Source organism: Microbulbifer elongatus (assembly GCF_021165935.1).
GTDB lineage: Bacteria > Pseudomonadota > Gammaproteobacteria > Pseudomonadales > Cellvibrionaceae > Microbulbifer > Microbulbifer elongatus.
Genome location: NZ_CP088953.1, coordinates 3,675,882 through 3,693,728, shown reverse-complemented (window position 1 = coordinate 3,693,728; position 17,847 = coordinate 3,675,882). Strand labels below are relative to the sequence as shown.

At 59.1% G+C, this 17,847-nt stretch carries 14 protein-coding genes; 6 read left to right on the top strand and 8 right to left on the bottom strand.

Annotated features, from left to right (window positions below; translation table 11 throughout):
• The first annotated feature begins 171 nt into the window (after nucleotides 1–171).
• From LRR79_RS15250 to LRR79_RS15240, 3 genes are all read left to right on the top strand, one after another.
• Nucleotides 172–1,428, top strand: coding sequence for a hypothetical protein (locus tag LRR79_RS15250; RefSeq protein WP_231758028.1), 1,257 nt, complete (start codon nucleotides 172–174; stop codon nucleotides 1,426–1,428).
• Nucleotides 1,429–1,623: 195 nt separating this feature from the next.
• A complete protein-coding gene (locus LRR79_RS15245) occupies nucleotides 1,624–2,187 on the top strand; it encodes a hypothetical protein (protein ID WP_231758027.1) in 564 nt (187 codons plus the stop codon).
• A 245-nt stretch (nucleotides 2,188–2,432) separates the two neighbouring features.
• A complete protein-coding gene (locus tag LRR79_RS15240; protein ID WP_231758026.1) occupies nucleotides 2,433–5,288 on the top strand; it encodes a TonB-dependent receptor domain-containing protein in 2,856 nt (951 codons plus the stop codon).
• A gap of 7 nt (nucleotides 5,289–5,295) precedes the next feature.
• Here LRR79_RS15240 and LRR79_RS15235 read toward each other — a convergent pair whose 3' ends face one another.
• On the bottom strand, nucleotides 5,296–6,285 hold the full coding sequence (locus tag LRR79_RS15235; RefSeq protein ID WP_231758025.1) for a FecR family protein: 990 nt from the start codon (nucleotides 6,283–6,285) through the stop codon (nucleotides 5,296–5,298).
• Between the two features lie 32 nt (nucleotides 6,286–6,317).
• A complete protein-coding gene (locus tag LRR79_RS15230; protein ID WP_231758024.1) occupies nucleotides 6,318–6,857 on the bottom strand; it encodes an RNA polymerase sigma factor in 540 nt (179 codons plus the stop codon).
• A gap of 185 nt (nucleotides 6,858–7,042) precedes the next feature.
• Here LRR79_RS15230 and LRR79_RS15225 point away from each other — a divergent pair, with 185 nt between their 5' ends.
• Complete coding sequence (locus LRR79_RS15225) at nucleotides 7,043–7,915, top strand: cation diffusion facilitator family transporter (RefSeq protein ID WP_231758023.1); 873 nt, start codon at nucleotides 7,043–7,045, stop codon at nucleotides 7,913–7,915.
• Between the two features lie 39 nt (nucleotides 7,916–7,954).
• Here the strand turns inward: LRR79_RS15225 and LRR79_RS15220 are convergent, their stop codons facing one another.
• Nucleotides 7,955–9,457, bottom strand: coding sequence for a succinylglutamate desuccinylase/aspartoacylase domain-containing protein (locus LRR79_RS15220; RefSeq protein WP_231758022.1), 1,503 nt, complete (start codon nucleotides 9,455–9,457; stop codon nucleotides 7,955–7,957).
• A gap of 152 nt (nucleotides 9,458–9,609) precedes the next feature.
• Nucleotides 9,610–10,962, bottom strand: coding sequence for an MATE family efflux transporter (locus tag LRR79_RS15215; RefSeq protein WP_231758021.1), 1,353 nt, complete (start codon nucleotides 10,960–10,962; stop codon nucleotides 9,610–9,612).
• A 159-nt stretch (nucleotides 10,963–11,121) separates the two neighbouring features.
• Here LRR79_RS15215 and LRR79_RS15210 point away from each other — a divergent pair, with 159 nt between their 5' ends.
• Nucleotides 11,122–11,754, top strand: coding sequence for an HvfX family Cu-binding RiPP maturation protein (locus tag LRR79_RS15210; protein ID WP_231758020.1), 633 nt, complete (start codon nucleotides 11,122–11,124; stop codon nucleotides 11,752–11,754).
• Between the two features lie 171 nt (nucleotides 11,755–11,925).
• Nucleotides 11,926–13,470 (top strand): ATP-dependent RNA helicase RhlB, encoded by a 1,545-nt coding sequence (rhlB, locus tag LRR79_RS15205; protein WP_231758019.1) that lies wholly within the window; start codon nucleotides 11,926–11,928, stop codon nucleotides 13,468–13,470.
• Between the two features lie 71 nt (nucleotides 13,471–13,541).
• On the opposite strand, the gene LRR79_RS15200 is transcribed toward rhlB, so the two are convergent.
• The 4 genes from LRR79_RS15200 to gatB form a co-directional block, all read right to left on the bottom strand.
• Complete coding sequence (locus LRR79_RS15200; RefSeq protein WP_231758018.1) at nucleotides 13,542–14,420, bottom strand: PPK2 family polyphosphate kinase; 879 nt, start codon at nucleotides 14,418–14,420, stop codon at nucleotides 13,542–13,544.
• Between the two features lie 241 nt (nucleotides 14,421–14,661).
• Nucleotides 14,662–15,564, bottom strand: a complete 903-nt coding sequence (gene cysZ / locus LRR79_RS15195) for a sulfate transporter CysZ (protein WP_231758017.1) — start codon at nucleotides 15,562–15,564, stop codon at nucleotides 14,662–14,664.
• A 3-nt stretch (nucleotides 15,565–15,567) separates the two neighbouring features.
• Complete coding sequence (locus LRR79_RS15190; protein WP_231758016.1) at nucleotides 15,568–15,864, bottom strand: PA4642 family protein; 297 nt, start codon at nucleotides 15,862–15,864, stop codon at nucleotides 15,568–15,570.
• Between the two features lie 510 nt (nucleotides 15,865–16,374).
• On the bottom strand, nucleotides 16,375–17,838 hold the full coding sequence (gene gatB, locus LRR79_RS15185) for an Asp-tRNA(Asn)/Glu-tRNA(Gln) amidotransferase subunit GatB (protein WP_231758015.1): 1,464 nt from the start codon (nucleotides 17,836–17,838) through the stop codon (nucleotides 16,375–16,377).
• Nucleotides 17,839–17,847 lie beyond the last annotated feature (9 nt).

Below are 17,847 nucleotides of genomic sequence, written 5' to 3'. Positions count from 1 at the left end.
TAATATGGATATGAAACGAGAGGTTAATGTGTTTTTTTTAATATGGGTTTACTCAATCATATTTGGTTGGGTTTTCTCCGGTGAGGTACTTTTGTAAATAATTGTCCAGTTTTCTATGGGATACATTTTTAATTTCTGAAAGCTGTTGCATAAACTTGAAAGGAGTTGGTTATGAAAAAGACAATTCTGTCTGTCAGCCTGATGGCGCTGGCTTCAATGTCACACGCCGTTACCGATCTCGCTCTTGACGAAGAGTGTAACTTTAACGGTACCTGGGATCAGGTTTCCGAGGGGCCGGTTCTGTGTGAGCTGCCGCTGTCTATCGTTGAAGACGATACCGTTGTGCTGGCAAAAGAAGTAGCGGATGGCGACTACGAAGGTGAGCAGATCATCTGGACGCTGCCGGGTATCGTGGTCGTCGGTAATGGCAATATCCAGAACGCCGATCCGAGCACCGTTGACAATACCGTGCTGCAGATCGAAGCCGGTGCCCAGATCGCCGGTGCCGTCGATAGCGCATCCGCACTGATCATTTCCCGCGGTGCACAGATTGATGCACAGGGTACCGCCAACGACCCGATCATTTTCTCCTCTCTCGATGCTGGCTATGACGGCTCCGGTGAGTGGGGCGGTCTGGTAGTGGCCGGTTTCGGCGAGAGCAACGCCTGCCCGAGCGGCGCCATTAGCGGTGGCCAGATGGGTGATGTCTGCACCATGGAAGGTGTTGCCAGTGCGGCTTACTTCGGCAGTGGCCACCTGTCTGCGCCGAATGCCATGAGCAGCGGTACCTTGGAATATGTGGTTATCGCCGAGGGCGGTCACGTGATTTCTGATGGTAACGAGATCAATGGTCTGACGCTGTATGCGGTCAGCAGCACGACCACCATCAACAACATCCACGTGCAGGGCAACGCGGATGACGGCGTCGAGTTCTTTGGTGGCAACGTTGGCATCAGCAATATGTGGATGGCCTGCAACGAAGACGACAGCGTGGATTGGGACCTGGGGTACCAGGGTGTTCTGTCCAATGTGAACATCAAGCAGAATGACGGTGCCGGCTACGGTCTTGAGCTGGCCAATAACCCGGACAATGCCAATGCCCTGCCGCGCTCCAAAGGTATCGTGTCGAACATGAGCATTGATTTTGTCGGCAGCACCGCGCCCGCGGCTTCCGGTATTCCCTTTGACCTGAAGCAGGGTACCGACGGTATGTTCACCAACGTGGTGATCGGCGCTGGTTACGACAGCCCGGTGAAGTGCATGCGCACCGATTCCGCAGTTACCGGTGGTTCGCACTGGAGTGTGATCGAGTACGGCTGTGATGCTACTCATGCAGGTCCCACTGCCTGGAACCTGCCGGCGTCCAATAGCAGCGCAACCGGTTTTACCGCCAGCACCTTCTGGGCGGCGGCACCGTCTTGCCCATAATCTGAATTTGATGGCAGGGAAGCTCTAAAAATTAAGTTCCCGTCCCCCCCCCCCCGCGATTCGCTAGAGCAGCGAAGCTCACGCGGGGGGTTCAGTAACCACGCGGTTTCTGGATTCCCGCCCTCGCGGGAATGACGATTTTTAGCGTTGCCCTAAATAATCAATAAACGGTTTGATTCCATTATGGAGTTCGTTATGAAAAAGGTAATTGCCAATTTGGCCTTGTCCAAATTGCTGGGCGTTGTTGCGGTGGTATTGGGGGTTTCCCTGTTTTCCGCTGGATCGGTACAGGCGCAGGAAGTCAGTGGCCGTATGTGTGCCATTTCCGGCTTTCTGTCTTTTCAGGCGCCGCTGGAAAAGGAAGACGCGTGGCATGAGGTTTACGGTGAGGCCGCTATCTCTGCCTGTGTGGACGAGAATGGCCCGGTGGATGGTGCGGAAGCGCAAGTTGTCATTTCTGGTGGCGGCATTGCGAATTGCGCCCTGCAGAGCTTCTCCCTGTTTCAGTCTGTGACCTGGAATTATGGCGGGTTCGATTTTGTTACCCTGCAGCCCGCGGTGAGCGAGCGCGCCCCCCTCGGTGCCTACAAAGGCGATGTGCTGATCGGTGAGTTCATCAACAATCAGGTCATTACTACTCTGTTCAACAAAGAGCCGGTATCCACCCTGAGCTGTCTGCTGGGTATTGAACCCTTAGGCACCTTCTCGTTCAGCGGTGTGCAGATTTTTGTCGATAAGACGTCAGATTCAGAATTCTGATGTCAGGGCTGCGCGGAATTGGTGTGTGAGGCATGGGCTGTGACCCTGTGGCTTGGTAACCCGAGATACAGGGTGTCCGTCAATTTGTCATTTTTCCGCAACAGCCATTTGCGACTATCCGGGAGCCAACGTTGTAAAGTCCCCCTAACTTTGCGGTTCCCGGAGTTTTTCTGTTTATTCCCTGTGCACTGCGTCCGCTGGCTCTGTGCTGTGTATGTCTAGGGCCCCTCGTTTCCCCGCTGGCGGTGGGGCAGCCCTGTGATACCCGTGCCGCGGATCAGGAGCGCAGCCTGCTATCGGCGCTCGAGGCACTGGCGAAGGCAACCGGCTACCATCTCGTCACCATACCCGAGCTTGTAAAGGGCGAGCGGGTGGTGTGGCAGCCGGATTGCTCATCCCCAACCCCCTCACTGGAAAAAATGGCGAGCCAGCTGCTGGCGCCCAACGACCTGGCGTACCGGGTGATCAACGATACCCTGGTGGTATACCGGGCTGAACCCACTCAGACAAAAACCGCCCCGCCAGCGCCAGTACCACCCCCCTCGATTGCCGAAGTGAGCGTGGAGGCCAGCCCGTATATGGCGCAGCCGACCACAGGCAGCGGCAACCAGTTTGGCCGCTACCAGGGCAGCGCCGACGCGGTGTTGGACTATGAGCGCATTCACTCCCTCGGCATTACCGATCTCGCCTCTGCACTGGAGCTGATCTCCGGGGTAAAACTGGAGCAGGAGCGCTATGCGGTGATTCGCGGTATGAAAGGGCGCTACCAGTCGGTGCGGTTGAACGGTGCCACCATTCCGAGCCTTGAGCCCTCCGGCCAGCGGGTGCCACTGGATGTGTTTCCGGTGAATATTCTGAATCAGGTGGATCTGCGCAAATCGGTATTTGCGGATGCACCGGGCAATGCCAGCGCGGGTGTGGTGAATATCGAAACCCGGCGTATTCCCGAAACCCCCTACCTCTCACTGGTTTCCGGCGGCGGCTACCGCAGCGGCACAACGGGCTCGCCGGTGATCCGCGGTTACACCGGTGGGCATGACTGGCTGGGTTACGACGACGGCGGCCGCGCACTGCCAAAGGTGCTGGCGCAGAACGCGCGGCTGGGCAGCCCGGACGATTGGGAGGCGGCGCAGCGCAAGGCGGCAGGAGAGGCGATTCTGAACAGCGCGGATGGTGCTCGCAATCCAGGTATTTACCACGGCACTGCCGGAGCGGACGGGTTGCTGAGCCTGAGCGGTGGTCGCGCCTGGCAGCGCGGGCGTCACCACTGGGGGCTGACCGGGTCTCTTGGCTACCAGAATACGTGGCAGCAGCGGGCACTCTTGTCTCAGGTGCTGAACCGTTTCTCCGTAGCCGCCGGCGAGGGTGAAGGCGGTGCCGGTAGCCTTTACGCCACGGAAGAAGGCCACCACCGCCGGCTGGAAAATGTCATCAATCTGAATGCGCTGCTGGCACTGGGCTATGGGCTGGATGAGCGGCATCAACTGGGCAGTAATTTCCTGTTGCTGCGCCAGAGTGTGAACCGCGCCGAGCAGATCGAAACCCGCGAGCGCGACGGCTTCGGCGACTATGCCGGCAGTGGCAGCTTGCGCAGCCTGTCCAACTGGACCGAAACCCAGATGGCGCTGTGGCAGTTTTACGGGCATCACTTTATCGGCCCGGAAGAGCGCATCGCGCTGAACTGGCACCTGACCTCCGCGCAATCTCGTTATACCCGTCCCTTTGATGTGCGCTACCGCTACCGGCGCAACAGTCTTTTCGATTCCTATTATTTCGAGCCAGGCTACAACCAGTTTGAGGTGTCCTGGGAAGAAATGCGTGAGGAAACCCTGAGTGCCGGTGTAAGCGGTGCTTACCTGTGGGAATGGGGAGAGAACTGGAGCGGAGAACTGAAATCCGGGCTGGAGTGGCTGAAAGCGCGTCAGGACGGCTATCTGCTGGAGTACACCTTTATCGCCAAGGGGAATATCGAACAGGACCGGGAACGGATGGCGCAGACCAACCCCATGGATATTCTGACACCGGAAATGATTCTCGGCGCACCCGGTGGCGACGGTTTCCTGCTGGATGACGACCTGAAACTGATTGTGAGCCCCCCGGAACTGGATGGCAGTTTTTACGCGGCACAACATCGCAACCAGGCGAGCTACGTACTGGCGGACACGCGCTTCGACGAACGTTGGCAGCTCGTGTTGGGGGTTCGGCGCGAGCGGGATGGGGTGGATGCGGATTTCTGGGATGCGCAGCCACAGGCGTGGGTACCGCTGATGGACGGTGCGCAGAGTCTGTATTCCGCTGCGCTGGGGTATGTGCCTGACTCACCTGCGCAGCAGGAGCTGCACCTGGGGTACAGTGAAACGGCGGTGTGGCCCGGGGTCAATGAGCTGATGCCGCGGCGTTACGAAGACACCGATCTGCGTATCGAAATTTCCGGCAATCCCAATCTGCAGATGGCCGCGGCGCAAAACTGGGACCTGCGCTGGCGGTACCGCAATGACCTTCTGGGCCTGGATATGAAACTGCTCGGCTTCTACAAAACCATCGACAATCCGATCGAAGGTGTATTTTTCGATCCTGTTATCAACAACAGCCACGCGTTCAATATTTACAGCTATGCCAACTCCAGCTCGGCGCGGTTATACGGTGTGGAATGGGAGCTGGATTATCAGCGGGATTTTGCCGACAGCCACCGGCTGGTGCTGCAGTCCAGCTATGCGAGCATGGTCTCGGATGTGACGATTCCCTCGGGCCACTGGCGCGAAGGCCGAAGCCGCCCGCTGCAGGGGCAGCCCGCGTATCTGGGCAGCCTGCAGCTGCAATACCGTCACCTGAGCACCGAGCGCGGAGTATCGCTGTTGTACAAGCGCGCGGGCCGGGAACTGGAGATTGTAAGTAACAATCGGAATGTGCCGGATGTGTACCGCGATCCGTACGACAGCCTCGCGCTGATCGTCAACACACCCGTATTGGATGGCATGCACGCGACCTTGTCGGTGGAGAATTTGCTGGATGACACGCGGCGTTACTCCCAGGGCGAGGAGACGTTTATGGCGTATCAATCCGGGCGCCGGTATCAGTTGCGGTTGGGGGTGGAGTTTTAGCGGGCCGCTAGGGCCCGCTGCGCAAAACGATTCCGCTCCCGGTTTCCGCGATTTCCAGTTCGTGCAGGGTAGCGAGGATCTGCAGGTTGCTGTGCATATCCTGCAGATCGAAGGTGCCGCCGACGCGCAGGTTGCGGGTGCGGGAATCGGCCGCGGTCACGGGCGTATCCGCGTAGCGGTTGAACTCCACCAGTAATTCTTCCAGCCGTATGTCCTCCACCTGAACCAGCCCCTGCAGCCAATCCCGGTAGTTATGCAGGTCGAATTTCTGCACGCGGCCGATGGCGTCGCCGGCGATGCGCACGCGTTCGCCGGCGGCTACATGGCGAGTGTTGCCCGGTTGATTGTGCGGGTGTACCGACACCAGTCCCTCCAGCACCGTGAGTTCGGTGACATCACCGCGCTGGTCTACGTTGAATATGGTCCCCAGTGCCTTGATCGATGCCTGAAGAGATTCCACTACGAAGGGACGCTCTCTGTCTTTGGCCACGGTAAAGCGTGCCTCGCCGTCGTACAGACGGATATGGCGCTTGCGCTCGCTGTAATCCACCGCCACCCGGGATTGAGCGCTGAGATCGAGGGTGCTGCCATCGGCCAGCGCGGTGTGGCGGGTCTGCTGGCGCTCGGTAGCGTAAACCTGAGTGTCGGGATCCTGCCCGGTGCCGAAGGGCTGCAGCAGGGCGGTGATGGAAATGGCAATCAGGAACCCCGCGGCGGCAGTGAGGGGCCAGCGACGGCCTGCTCGCCGGGCCGCTGGCGCGGCGAGCATGGCCTCGGCGGGGGTGCTGCTGGCAACCAGGCGCACGGCTTTCTCGAAGTCCGGGTGGTTCCAGACGCCATCCACCTGGCTGGCTTTGCGCTGGCGGGCCGGATTCTCCTGCAGCCAATTCTGGTGCTGCAGGTATGCTTCGGCGTCGGCCTGGTCGGCGCCGCCGTGTACGATCCAGCGGTAAATTCTCTGTTCTTCCTGCTCGCTGAGCGGGCGTTCTCTGTTCATGGGTGTCACTGGTGTCTGGTTCAGGGCTTGCGCTAAAACTGTTGGTGCATTCTCGCTTCGATATTTTTAATGGCCCGATTGATCTGCTTTTCCGCCGCTTTGGTGGTGAGACCGAATTGCTGGGCAATCTGCTTGATGGTGACGCCATGAACCTTGTTCATCACGATCATGGTTCTGAGTGCCATCGGCAGTTCGTTCAGTTGTTTGACGAATAGTGCCAGGTGTTGCTGGTCATGCAGTTGCTGGTCCGGCTGTGGCTGCTGGCAATACAGGCTGTCAGCCACATCGTCCAGTGCCTCGGTGGGCTGTGTTTTCTGACGCTGGATATCGTTGATCAGATTGGCGGTTACCCGGTACAGGTAGCCGAGCGGGTTTTCCGGCACTGCGCCATTCTGCAGTTTGCGGGTTACTCGGATCATGGCTTCCTGGTAGATATCTTCGGCCTCACACACATTTCGCGTGCGCCTGCGGATAAACGCGAGCAGGCTGGGCTTTTCTGCCAGCAGGTCGCTGAAGGTCTCATCCTGTGCTGCTGAGGCTGTTCCCCCTAAAAGTGCCGATCCACGCTCCATCTGCCCTGTTGTCCCCGGTGAGGCGCTCGCAATTTATTTGGTAGCCATGGGTAAGCAAAACAACCCTGCATGCGAGTCTACTAATATTCTTGTACAGGACAGAGTACCGGGGAAAAGTGACAACTTGTTGAACCCCGCTATGGATGCCGACCATATGAATTTCTCCGTCACCCGGAAAGGACTCCATGCACGATCACGCCCATCATTGTCACACTGGTAGTTCTGTCAGACCCCTGGTCTGGGGGCTTGTTGTCACTCTGGTTTTCGCGCTGGTGGAAGCCATCGGCGGCTGGCTTTCAGGCTCACTCGCCCTGCTCGGTGACGCCGGGCATATGCTTACCGATTCGTTTTCGCTGGCCCTGGGTGCGGGTGCCGCACTGCTCGCACAGAAACCCGCCAGCCGGGAGATGTCGTTTGGCTGGGGGCGTGCGGAAGTGCTCGCCGCGCTGGCCAATGCGGTGTTGATGCTGTTGATTGTTATTGGTATTTCGCTCGCCGCATTTGATCGGCTGCGGGACCCGCAGCCGGTGCAGGGTGGCATGGTGATGGTGATTGCGGCCATCGGGCTGATGGTCAATATCGCCGTGGCCTGGGTATTGCACCGGGGCGAACAGACCCTGAATATCCGCGGCGCCATGCTGCATGTGATGGGGGATTTACTGGGGTCGGTGGCGGCACTGGTTGCCGGCGCGGTCATCTATTTCACCGGCTGGACGCCCATCGATCCATTGCTGTCGATATTGATCTGTCTGTTGATCCTGTTTGCCAGCGTGAAGTTGCTGCGCGATGCGGTCGATGTATTGATGCAGCGAGTGCCGCGAGAACTGAGCCTGCCGGTGGTCGGCGAAGCCATGGCGGTAGAGGAGGGGGTCCGCTCCGTGCACGACCTGCATATCTGGCGTCTGGACAGCAGCATGATCTATCTGTCGGCACATATCGTCGTCGACGACCTCGCGACCTGGCCTCGGGTGTTGAAGCGGTTGCAGGGCATGTTGGAGCAACGGTTTGCCGTTCACCACATCACACTGCAGCCGGAGCCGTTACATGCTGACGCTTGACCAGTTGTTGATCGGGTGAGCCGGGGCAAAGAGTAAAACTCAGTCCTCCTCGCGGTCCTCATCGTAATCTGTTGAAGGCTCGTCACCACTATTCAGCGGTGTTTCATCGTGGCTTTCACCCGCGTTTTCATTCACTTCTTCCATGGGGCTTTCGCCGGTGGTGGTGTTGTCCGCCTCCACCGGTGCCGGCTCTGCTTCTGCAGTCACTTCCTCCGGCGCCGGAATCTGTTCTTCCGGTGCCTGAATACCGATGTGGTAGGCGGCAAAGCCCGGTTGCACCACCTGATTCATTGCCATACCGAGAATGCGCCCGTTGTACTGGGAGCGGATTTCCGTGCGCACGTTGGTGATTGGGTTGGTGACGGTGCCCAGCAGGTCGCCTTTGCTGACGGATTCACCCAGCTGCACCTTGCTGAAAATGATTCCGCCGGTGGTGGCGCGCTGCCAGGTGGAGTTGTAGTACACCGGCTCGGGGTCGCCCCACAGGCGGAATTTGCTCACCATGCCTAGCTGGTTCAGCAGGGTGCGGATTCCTTTTACGCTGTGGCTGACAGAGGGCTCGTCCAGCACCATGGGCGCACCGGCTTCCAGGGTGACCGTGGGGATACCCGCTTCGACAGCGGCGCGGCGCAGGGTGCCTTTGGCGCCGTCGCTGTGGAGTACCACGGTGGAGCCGAAGCCTTTGGTGAGTTTCACCACTTTCGGATTTTTCAGATCGCCGCGCAGCTGGGGCAGGTTGGTGCGGTAGAAGGACCCGGTATGGAGATCCACGATGGCATTGCAGTGGGTCACCACTTCGTCAAAAAATGAGCGCGCGATACGGGAGGCGGACGACCCCTGATTGTGCCCGGGGAAGTGGCGGTTCAGATCGCGGCGATCGGTCAGGTAGCGGGAGCCCCGGTGGAAGCCCTGCAGGTTGACGATAGGTACGCCGATCACCGCACCCTTTAGGGTTTTCGGGTTCAGGTTGTACATGACCCGGCGCACGGTTTCGATGCCGTTCAGTTCGTCGCCGTGAATGGCGGCGAACAGACACAGGGTGGGACCGGCTTCGGCGCCGTTCACCACCAGTACCGGTGTTGCACTGTAGACGCCTTCAAAATGCTGGCTGGGAGACCAGGCCAGGCGGGTAGACGTAGCGGAAGGCACTTCCGAACCCAGTAGTTGCAATGGGTGGCCCACGGGCTTCTCAGGTTTTGGCACTTCCGTGGCCGCTTGCTCCGCTGCTGTCTCAGGCGCGGCTTCGGTTCCCGTCTCGGTATCGTCTGTCTGCGGTGGCGCCACTAGCTCCTGTTCGCTCACCGGTTTGTCCAGCTCGATGCTCTTGGCCTTCGGCATCGGCTTTTCCGGCTGGTCGCTGGATTCCAGCTGTGCGCCTTCCTGTAATGGTTCACCTTCCTGCGACTGCTCGGGGACCGTTTCTGCCGGTTCCTGAATCTCTACCGGTTCACCATTTTCATCGGACTCTTCGGCAAGCAGTGCCGGGGAGGCAAAACAGGACAGGGTGAACAGCAGGGAAATGCTCAGAGAGCGATGACGCATGAAAAGCTCCGTTTGTGGATGTGGCCGGTGACCGGAATCATTGTACGCGGGTGACAGTGTCGGGCGGGATGATTCCGAGGTCGGGTTGCTGAGAGCGCGAGTATAGCCAATCGGTTCCCGGGAATTTGCGCGGTAATTGGCGAAACGGGTGATCAGCTTCGGAGAAGCGCGCGGCGGCTGGTGTGGCGCAGCCGCAACAGTAGCAATAGCGCGGCGGCACCGAGGCCGATGCACAGACCGGTCCAGTACCCATACACGCCCCAGTACTGTTCGCCCAGCCAGTAGGCAGTGGTCAGCCCCACACCCCAGTAGGAAACCAACTGCATATACATGGGTACCCGGGTGTCCTTGTAGCCGCGCAGTGCGCCCCACACCATGGCCTGGGTGACGTCCACCAGCTGGAACGCGGCGGCAAGTAGCAGCAGGTTGCTGGCAATGGCGATGATGTCCGGGTTATCGGTGTAAGCGAGTACCAACACATGGCGCAGGCCGATCAATATCACTCCAGTGAACAGCGCGTAGATCAGCCCGCTGCCGACACCGACGATGCTCACAAAACGCGCCCGCCTGGGGCGATGCTGTCCCAGTACCTGGGCGGTACGGATACTCACCGCCTGAGCCAGGGCAAGGGCAACGAGGTAGAAGGTGGAGCCGATGCTCAGGCCAATCTGGTGGGCGGCGACAATGGTCGCACCGTATGAGGCTAGTAACAGGGTCAGGCTGGCAAAAAAAGTGACTTCACTGGCGGCACCAATACAGATGGGCATGCCCACCGCCAGCAGGTGCTTCAGGGTGGCCCAGTGGGGGCGCGGTGGCAGCAGCGTCAGGTTCAGCGCACGATAGGCCGGGCCCTTGCGCGCATGCCAGAACAGGGCAATGGCGATACACCAGCACACCAGGCTGGTGGCCCAGCCACAGCCGGCGCCGCCCATGGCGGGAATCGGTCCCCAGCCGAATACCAGCAGGATATCCAGGGGAATATTCAACGCCGCGGCGGCGAGATAGATACGCATCACCGGCTGCACCTGCGCCATGCCCTCGCAATAGCCGCGCAGAGCACTGCCAAAGGCAAACGGCAGTACGCCGGTGGCCAGTGCCAGCAGATACTGCACCATCACCTTGCGCACTGGCTCCTCGGTTTGTATCCACTGACTCCACTGGGGCGCCAATAGCAGTGCGCCGGCCACCAGAATACCGCCGATCAGAGCGATCCAGACCGACTGGCTCATCTGCTGTGCGCAGCCCTGTTCATCGCGTGCGCCGCGCAAGTTGGCCACGATGGGCGACAGTGCTGCCAGCATCCCCATCAGTACCACCGCGCATACCGCCCAGATACTGGAGCCCAGCGCCAGTCCGGCCAGATCAATCTCACCGGATTGCCCGGCCACGATGGTGTCGGTGACCCCCATGCTGACCACCGCCAGGTTGCTCACAACCAGTGGCCCACCGAGGTTGGCGAGATGGCGCAGCTCTGTGGCTGTGGCGCGTTTGTAGAATCTGAACATGGGACTGGCTTGGGAATCTGCTACGGGTAACCGGTAGAGGCTGGCTAAACTGATCAAACGGGAACACGAGCGGTGTGTAAGAAACCGGAGTCTCTGGCGACCAGTCTTGAACCGATGAAATGTTCAACAAGCCAGTATGGGTGATAACGGGAGCGGATTATGGATGGGGTGCACAACGGGTTCAATCGGATTTATCGCTGTTTTCTGCAGTTGTTGCGGCCATTGGACGGGTTGGGTCCTCTCGCTCTGCGTCTGTTTCTGGGGCCGATTTTCGTTCTCGCGGGCTGGAACAAGATCACCGGTATCGAAAATGTAGCGGCCTGGTTCGGCAACCCCGACTGGGGGTTGGGATTGCCCGCGCCGATGCTGATGGCCTGGCTGGCGGCGCTCACTGAGTTTCTCGGGGGGATTGCCCTGGTGCTGGGGCTGGGAGTGCGTCTCGCCGCCATACCGCTGATGTTTACCATGGCGGTGGCGGCGGTCACTGCCCACTGGCAGTACGGTTGGCATGCGCTACCGGAGCAGACACTCACCATGCCATGGGAGTGGCGTAAGGACCTGATCGACGAAGGTGTGGTGCGCAAGGACAAGGCGGTGGAACTGCTCAAGGCCCACGGCAACTATGAATGGCTGACTCAGGCAGGCAATTTTACGGTGCTCAAAAACGGGATCGAGTTTGCGGCCACTTACTTTGTGATGCTGCTGGCGCTGTTGTTTACCGGAGGAGGGCGCTTTGTCAGCCTGGATTACTGGATCGCCCGCCGCCGTGGATTGCAGGAGAAGGGATGGTGAGTGGCCACTGAGCAAAGGGGGCCGCAGGGGTGTTTGCGCCAGTAACTCGCAATTCGCATATAGATGATATACTCGCCGATTATTTAACCCGTTTCCGTGGCCAGATGGTCACGGCTGCAACCCCGGCCCGGCCATCTGTGGGCGCGCCGGCGCAATTGAGCGAGCAATCTTTTGATAGGCAAGTTTTTCCGTCGTTCCTCTGAACAATCTGGCGCAGACAAATCTGATCGCGCACCCAAGGGGCGAAAGCCCGAGGCTTCCGGCTCCCGCAAGTCCGATGCTGGTGCTGAAAAGCGCTCCGCCGATCGCGGCAAAACAGAAGGTCGTTCCGGCGCTGGCCGCCAGCGCAACCGTCGCCGCGGTGGTGGCGAAGGTGGGCGCGACAAGCGCAAGGATACGCGTCAGAAGGCACCGCAAACGCCCTGGAGCCTGGACGACTTCCAGGTACCGGAGCAGGAAGGCAAGGTACGCTTCCACGACCTGGATCTGCCGCTGCCCCTGATGCACGCCATCGCCGACCTGGGTTTCGAATACGCCTCGCCCATTCAGGGCCAGTCACTCCCCCATACCCTCAATGGCCACGATCTGGTGGGCAAGGCCCAGACCGGTACCGGCAAGACCGCGGCCTTCCTGATCACGGTGATCGACGATCTGCTCAAGAACCCGTTTGAAGGGGAGCGCTACGCCGGCGAGGCCCGTGCGCTGATCATTGCGCCGACCCGCGAGCTGGTGATGCAGATCGCCGACGATGCCAAAGGGCTGTGTAAATACACCGACCTTGAGATCCACACCCTGGTGGGTGGCATGGATTACCAGAAACAGCAGAAGGCACTGAACGAGCGTCTGGTGGATATCCTCGTGGCCACCCCCGGTCGCCTGCTGGACTTCGTCAGCAAACGCGACTGCTTCCTCGACCAGACCGAGATCCTGGTCATCGACGAGGCCGACCGGATGCTGGATATGGGCTTTATCCCCGATGTGCGCCGCATTGTGCGTCAGACCCCGCGCAAGACCCACCGCCAGACCATGTTCTTCTCCGCCACTTTCACTCCGGAAGTGGACGACCTGGTAGAGCAGTGGACGTCGGAGCCGGTGATTGTGGAAATCGAACCGGAACACGTCGCCACCGATACGGTGACCCAGCACGTTTACATGCTGTCGAGCGACGAAAAATACCCTCTGCTGTACAACATCGTGCAGCAGGAGGATGTGGAAAGCCTGATCGTGTTCGCCAACCGTCGCGACCAGTGCCGCCGCCTGCACGAAAACCTGGTGGCTCATGGTATTGCTGCGGGACTGCTGTCCGGTGAAGTGGCGCAGAATAAACGTGTGCGCACCCTGGAAGATTTCAAGACCGGCAAGTCCAAGGTACTGGTCGCCACCGATGTGGCGGGCCGCGGTATTCACATCGACGGCATCAGCCACGTGGTGAACTACACCCTGCCGGAAGAGCCGGAAGATTATGTGCACCGCATCGGCCGTACTGGCCGCGCCGGCAAGAGCGGTACCTCCATCAGCTTCGCGTGTGAAGACGACGCCATGCGTCTGGAACCCATCGAGGCACTGCTGGGCAGCAAGCTGAAGTGCGAAGTGCCGCCGGAGGAGCTGCTGGTAAAACCGCCCAAAGTCCACGTGAAGCGTAGTAGTGGAGGCGATCGCAATGATCGTGGCGGAAATCGCGGTGGGCGCCGCGGTGGTGGACGTCCACGCCGCTAAGTTCTTTACCGCTTGTGGCGCCCTGGGCATTCCGTTCCGGGGCGCGCTCATCCCCTTTCCTGTTGGCTTTCTCAGTCCCCCTGAAGCTGCTTGCGGTATTCCCTGAGTGCCTTTCGGCGTGCTTCGGACACTTTCGGGTAGCGCATTTCCATTTCATTGAGCGCCTGAAGTACCGCGCTTGCCACGATCAATCGCATATTCATTTTGTCGTCCGCCGGCACCACAAACCAGGGGGCGTGGGGGGTGGCGGTTTCATTGATCATGTCTTCGAAAGCGTCCTGGTACTGGTCCCAGTATCTGCGTTCTTTCAGGTCCGCTTCGGAAAATTTCCAGTTCTTGTCTGGCTCATCAATGCGGGAGAGGAACCGGGTGCGCTGCTCGTCGCGGGACAGGTTGAGAAAAAACTTGAGGGTTACGGTGCCATTATCGGCGGTATAGCGTTCCATGGTACGGATCGCTTCGAAACGGCTGGCAAACAGGGCATCGAGATCGCGGGTCTGCTCCCCGGGAATTTTCTGATATTGAGTCACCAGTTCCGGATGTACCCGGCACACCAGTACTTCCTCGTAGTAGGAGCGGTTAAATACACCAATATTGCCGCGTCTGGGCATGGCGACGGAGGTGCGCCAGAGGAAGTTGTGCTCCAGCTCTGTTTCGCTGGGGCGTTTGAATGATGTGATTTCCACACCGTGGGGATTGACGCCGTTGAACACCGCGCGAATGGTGCCGTCTTTTCCGGCGGCGTCCAATGCCTGAAAAATACTGAGCAGACTGTAGCGGTCGTGGGCATACATGATCCGCTGTCGCTCGTCGATCGCCTTGCGCAGTTGCCGTATTTTCTTCTTGTAGTCTTTTTTATCGCGATACAGCGGGGTCATCCTGGTGGGGCAGTCGCCCTTGCGGTAGCGTTTGTCACCCTCGAAGCGGATTTCACCCCAGTCGATTTCCATAAACCCTGTCTGCCTGCGCGATTGCCTGGTTTCAGGTAAAGCTTAGTGGTCCATACGGAAAGTTGTGTAACTGTTCGCTTCGCCAAAGTGTCCTGCTCTGCGTTGAGAAAGCTTGAAATAGAACCACTATTCCTGCGCTTTCTCGCCTTGATCTGAACACTTTGGCTGTGCTCCTTAGTTACCGAACTTTCCGCATGGACCACTAGTCAATCGCAGCACGGCAGAGGGCTGGCGGTGCCAGTTATCTTTTGGGACCGTCGATTCCCTTGGGCCATTTCTTTTTCTCACGAGTCTGGGAAATGGCGGGGCTCACATCACCGCCACCATTGGGTCCCTGGCCGGGATCGCCTTCGGTCCAGATTCGCTCTACCCACAGCGCGGTTCCGCCCGCCACCGCCGCGGGCATGACAAAGATGTTCAGGATCGGCACCATTTTCGCCAGCATCACCGCGCCGCCGAAACCGAGGGTGGTGAACTTCTTGCGCATCAATACCCTTTTCAGCTCGCCGAAGGAGCGCTGGTGGTTGTCGAGGGGATAATCCACATACTGAATCGCCATGCACCAGGCGCCCCATACGGCACCGAGGATGGCGGGAATAAATACGGTCCAGCTGGTGAGCAGGGCAATCACGAAAATTACCAGACCCCAGCCGATAAAGTACATCAGCTTGCGCAGTTCCCGGCCAAGGGTGCGGAAAATCATGCTGTGCAGGGCTTCCGGGGGCGGGGGATGGCCGGTGAGGAGCTCTTCGACTTTCTCTGCGAGAAAGCCGTTGAACGGGGCGGCGATGATGTTGGTGATAATGCCGAACAGGTAGCCGTAGACGAAGAAGAACAGGAGTACGACGACGATGGCGATCAGCCATGCGAGCCATTGGAATACGCCCGCAGCCCAGTCTGCGCCCTTGGCGAGGATGGCGCGCCACCAGGACATGTTGGCGGTGTCGACGGGGGTGTCGGAGAGGAGGCTGCCGATATAGCGGCCGAGGTCGTCGAACTGGCTGATCATCAGGGCGCCCAGTGCGATAAACAGCACCAGGTTGATGAGCAGGGGAATAATGATGAATGGGCGCAGCTCTTTCCGGGTAAGCAGCTGCGCCCCCCGGATCAGTGCGTGTACGCCATGTGCCGGGTTAGAGGTCATGGGTTACTGCGCTCCCGCGGCCTTTAGGATGTCGGCGTACTCGGTGCTCTGTTCGTGTTCGCTGATACGCGCGAGCAGTGTCTGGCCTTCGGGGCTCTGGCTGTTCAGGTCCAGGCCCTGTTCTTTGAACAGGCGCACGAAGGTTTCAAAGTTTTCTGCTTTCATACCGCGGTAGGCGCGCTCCAGCAGGTAAAAATCCCGATTGAATCCTTCTGGTGCTTCTCCCACCAGAAAACCGGCGATACGCTCATCGTCGAATACTTCACCGAGGACTTTTTGCTTGTCTTTTTTCAGGCTCACTTGTTAATTCCTTTCGTGCTCTGATCTTACTTTAGTGCTCATTTTCAGGTCAGCCCGCTGCTGGGGTGCCCTGTGGCGGTGGTGCGGCCGGTGCTTGTTTGCGAAACACGCCGTGAACCCATCCCTGGGGGCTCTTCCGCGAGGTCCCTCTCGCGGAAGGTTTCGCAAACAAGCCCCGGCCGCACCACCTTCGCATCGAGGTGTAGTGCTTCCGAGAAGCTGTTGTGGATTGCTACGAAGAGCAATTGTTCAAATCTAAGGGCAAGTGCCGGGGGAGACTTTTCGAAAGCGTCAGCGACAGGGACGTCGCTGACGCAGCGTACATGGGTTAGGCAAACGTTTGCGAAGCATCGCTTCGCGTGCAGCCTAACGGCGCCAATCTGTGATTGGCGACCGGCCCCGCCTGCGGGTATTCCCAGGGGGACGCCTAGTTCGGTTTCGAAAAGCTTTACCCGGTGCCCGACCGCCACCGGAGGTGGGTAAGGCCACCAATACCTCCGGGATAAATCGTCAGAGCAGTGCGTCCAATTTCTCTTTCAGAATCTTGTTGATCATCTGTGGATTTGCCTGACCCTTTGAGGCCTTCATGATCTGGCCGACAAAGAAACCCATCATTTTCGGGCGCTTGTCCGGATCGGCATTGCGGTAGTTTTCCACCTGGGAAGAAGAGGCCGCGATCACATCGTCTACCATCTTTTCGATGGCGCCCGTGTCGGAAACCTGCTTCAGGCCCTTGGCCTCGATCACCGCGTCCGCATCACCCTCGCCATTGGCCATCGCCTCAAACACCTGCTTGGCAATCTTCGAGGAAATGGTGTTGTCCTTGATGCGCGCAATCAGGCCTGCCAGATGTTCCGCAGAAACCGGAGAATTCTCGATGGATTTTTCCTCGCGGTTCAACAGCGCCGCCAGTTCACCCATTACCCAGTTGGCCGCGAGTTTCGGCTCGCCGGATTTCGCCGCTACCTGTTCAAAGTAATCCGCAGTGGCGCGCTCCTGGGTCAACTGATCTGCATCGTAGGCGGACAGACCATAGTCTTTCTCAAAGCGCGCACACTTCGCATCCGGCAATTCCGGCAGTTCGCCGCGCACCTGCTCCACATAATCGTCCGTCAGAACCACCGGCAGCAGATCCGGGCAGGGGAAGTAGCGGTAGTCGTTGGCCACTTCCTTGCTGCGCATGGAGCGGGTTTCGTTTTTGTCCGCATCGTACAGGCGGGTTTCCTGGGTCACCTTACCGCCGTCTTCGATCAGGTCAATCTGGCGCTGGGCTTCCACCTTGATCGCTTTCTCGATAAAGCGGAAGGAGTTCAGGTTTTTGATCTCGGTGCGGGTACCCAATTCCTCCTCGCCTTTGAGGCGAACAGAAACGTTGGCGTCACAGCGCAGGGAACCCTGGGACATGTCGCCGTCGGAAATGCCCAGGTAGGTGACGATGCTGTGGATCTTTTTCAGGTAGGCAACGGCTTCCGCGGCGCTGCGCATATCCGGTTCGGACACGATTTCGATCAGTGGTGTGCCGGCACGGTTGAGGTCGATGCCGGACATGCCGTGGCCAGAATCAAAAACAGCATCGTGTAAAGACTTGCCCGCGTCCTCTTCCAGGTGGGCATGGTGCAAGCGCACGGTCTTGCTGCTGCCGTCTTCCAGGTGAATCTCGATCTGGCCCGCGCCGACGATCGGTTTTTCCAGCTGGGTGGTCTGGTAGCCCTTGGGCAGGTCCGGATAGAAATAGTTTTTGCGCTCGAATACCGAGCGTTTGCCGATTTCTGCGTTCATGGCGAGGCCGAACATCACCGCATAGCGGAAGGCCTCTTCGTTGGGGACCGGCAGGGTGCCTGGCATGGCCAGGTCGACCGCGCAGGCCTGGGTGTTGGGTTCGGCACCAAAGGCGGTGCTGGCGCCGGAGAAAATTTTTGATTGGGTGGCCAGTTGCACATGCACTTCCAACCCGATGACGACTTCCCATTCCACGTCTCGTCT

Coding starts and splice junctions, on each gene's coding strand:
- LRR79_RS15250 (WP_231758028.1), top strand. CDS start 172: ATGAAAAAGACAATTCTGTCTGTCAGCCTGATGGCGCTGGCTTCAATG.
- LRR79_RS15245 (WP_231758027.1), top strand. CDS start 1,624: ATGAAAAAGGTAATTGCCAATTTGGCCTTGTCCAAATTGCTGGGCGTT.
- LRR79_RS15235 (WP_231758025.1), bottom strand. CDS start 6,285: ATGAACAGAGAACGCCCGCTCAGCGAGCAGGAAGAACAGAGAATTTAC.
- LRR79_RS15230 (WP_231758024.1), bottom strand. CDS start 6,857: ATGGAGCGTGGATCGGCACTTTTAGGGGGAACAGCCTCAGCAGCACAG.
- LRR79_RS15225 (WP_231758023.1), top strand. CDS start 7,043: ATGCACGATCACGCCCATCATTGTCACACTGGTAGTTCTGTCAGACCC.
- LRR79_RS15220 (WP_231758022.1), bottom strand. CDS start 9,457: ATGCGTCATCGCTCTCTGAGCATTTCCCTGCTGTTCACCCTGTCCTGT.
- LRR79_RS15215 (WP_231758021.1), bottom strand. CDS start 10,962: ATGTTCAGATTCTACAAACGCGCCACAGCCACAGAGCTGCGCCATCTC.
- LRR79_RS15210 (WP_231758020.1), top strand. CDS start 11,122: ATGGATGGGGTGCACAACGGGTTCAATCGGATTTATCGCTGTTTTCTG.
- LRR79_RS15200 (WP_231758018.1), bottom strand. CDS start 14,420: ATGGAAATCGACTGGGGTGAAATCCGCTTCGAGGGTGACAAACGCTAC.
- cysZ (WP_231758017.1), bottom strand. CDS start 15,564: ATGACCTCTAACCCGGCACATGGCGTACACGCACTGATCCGGGGGGCG.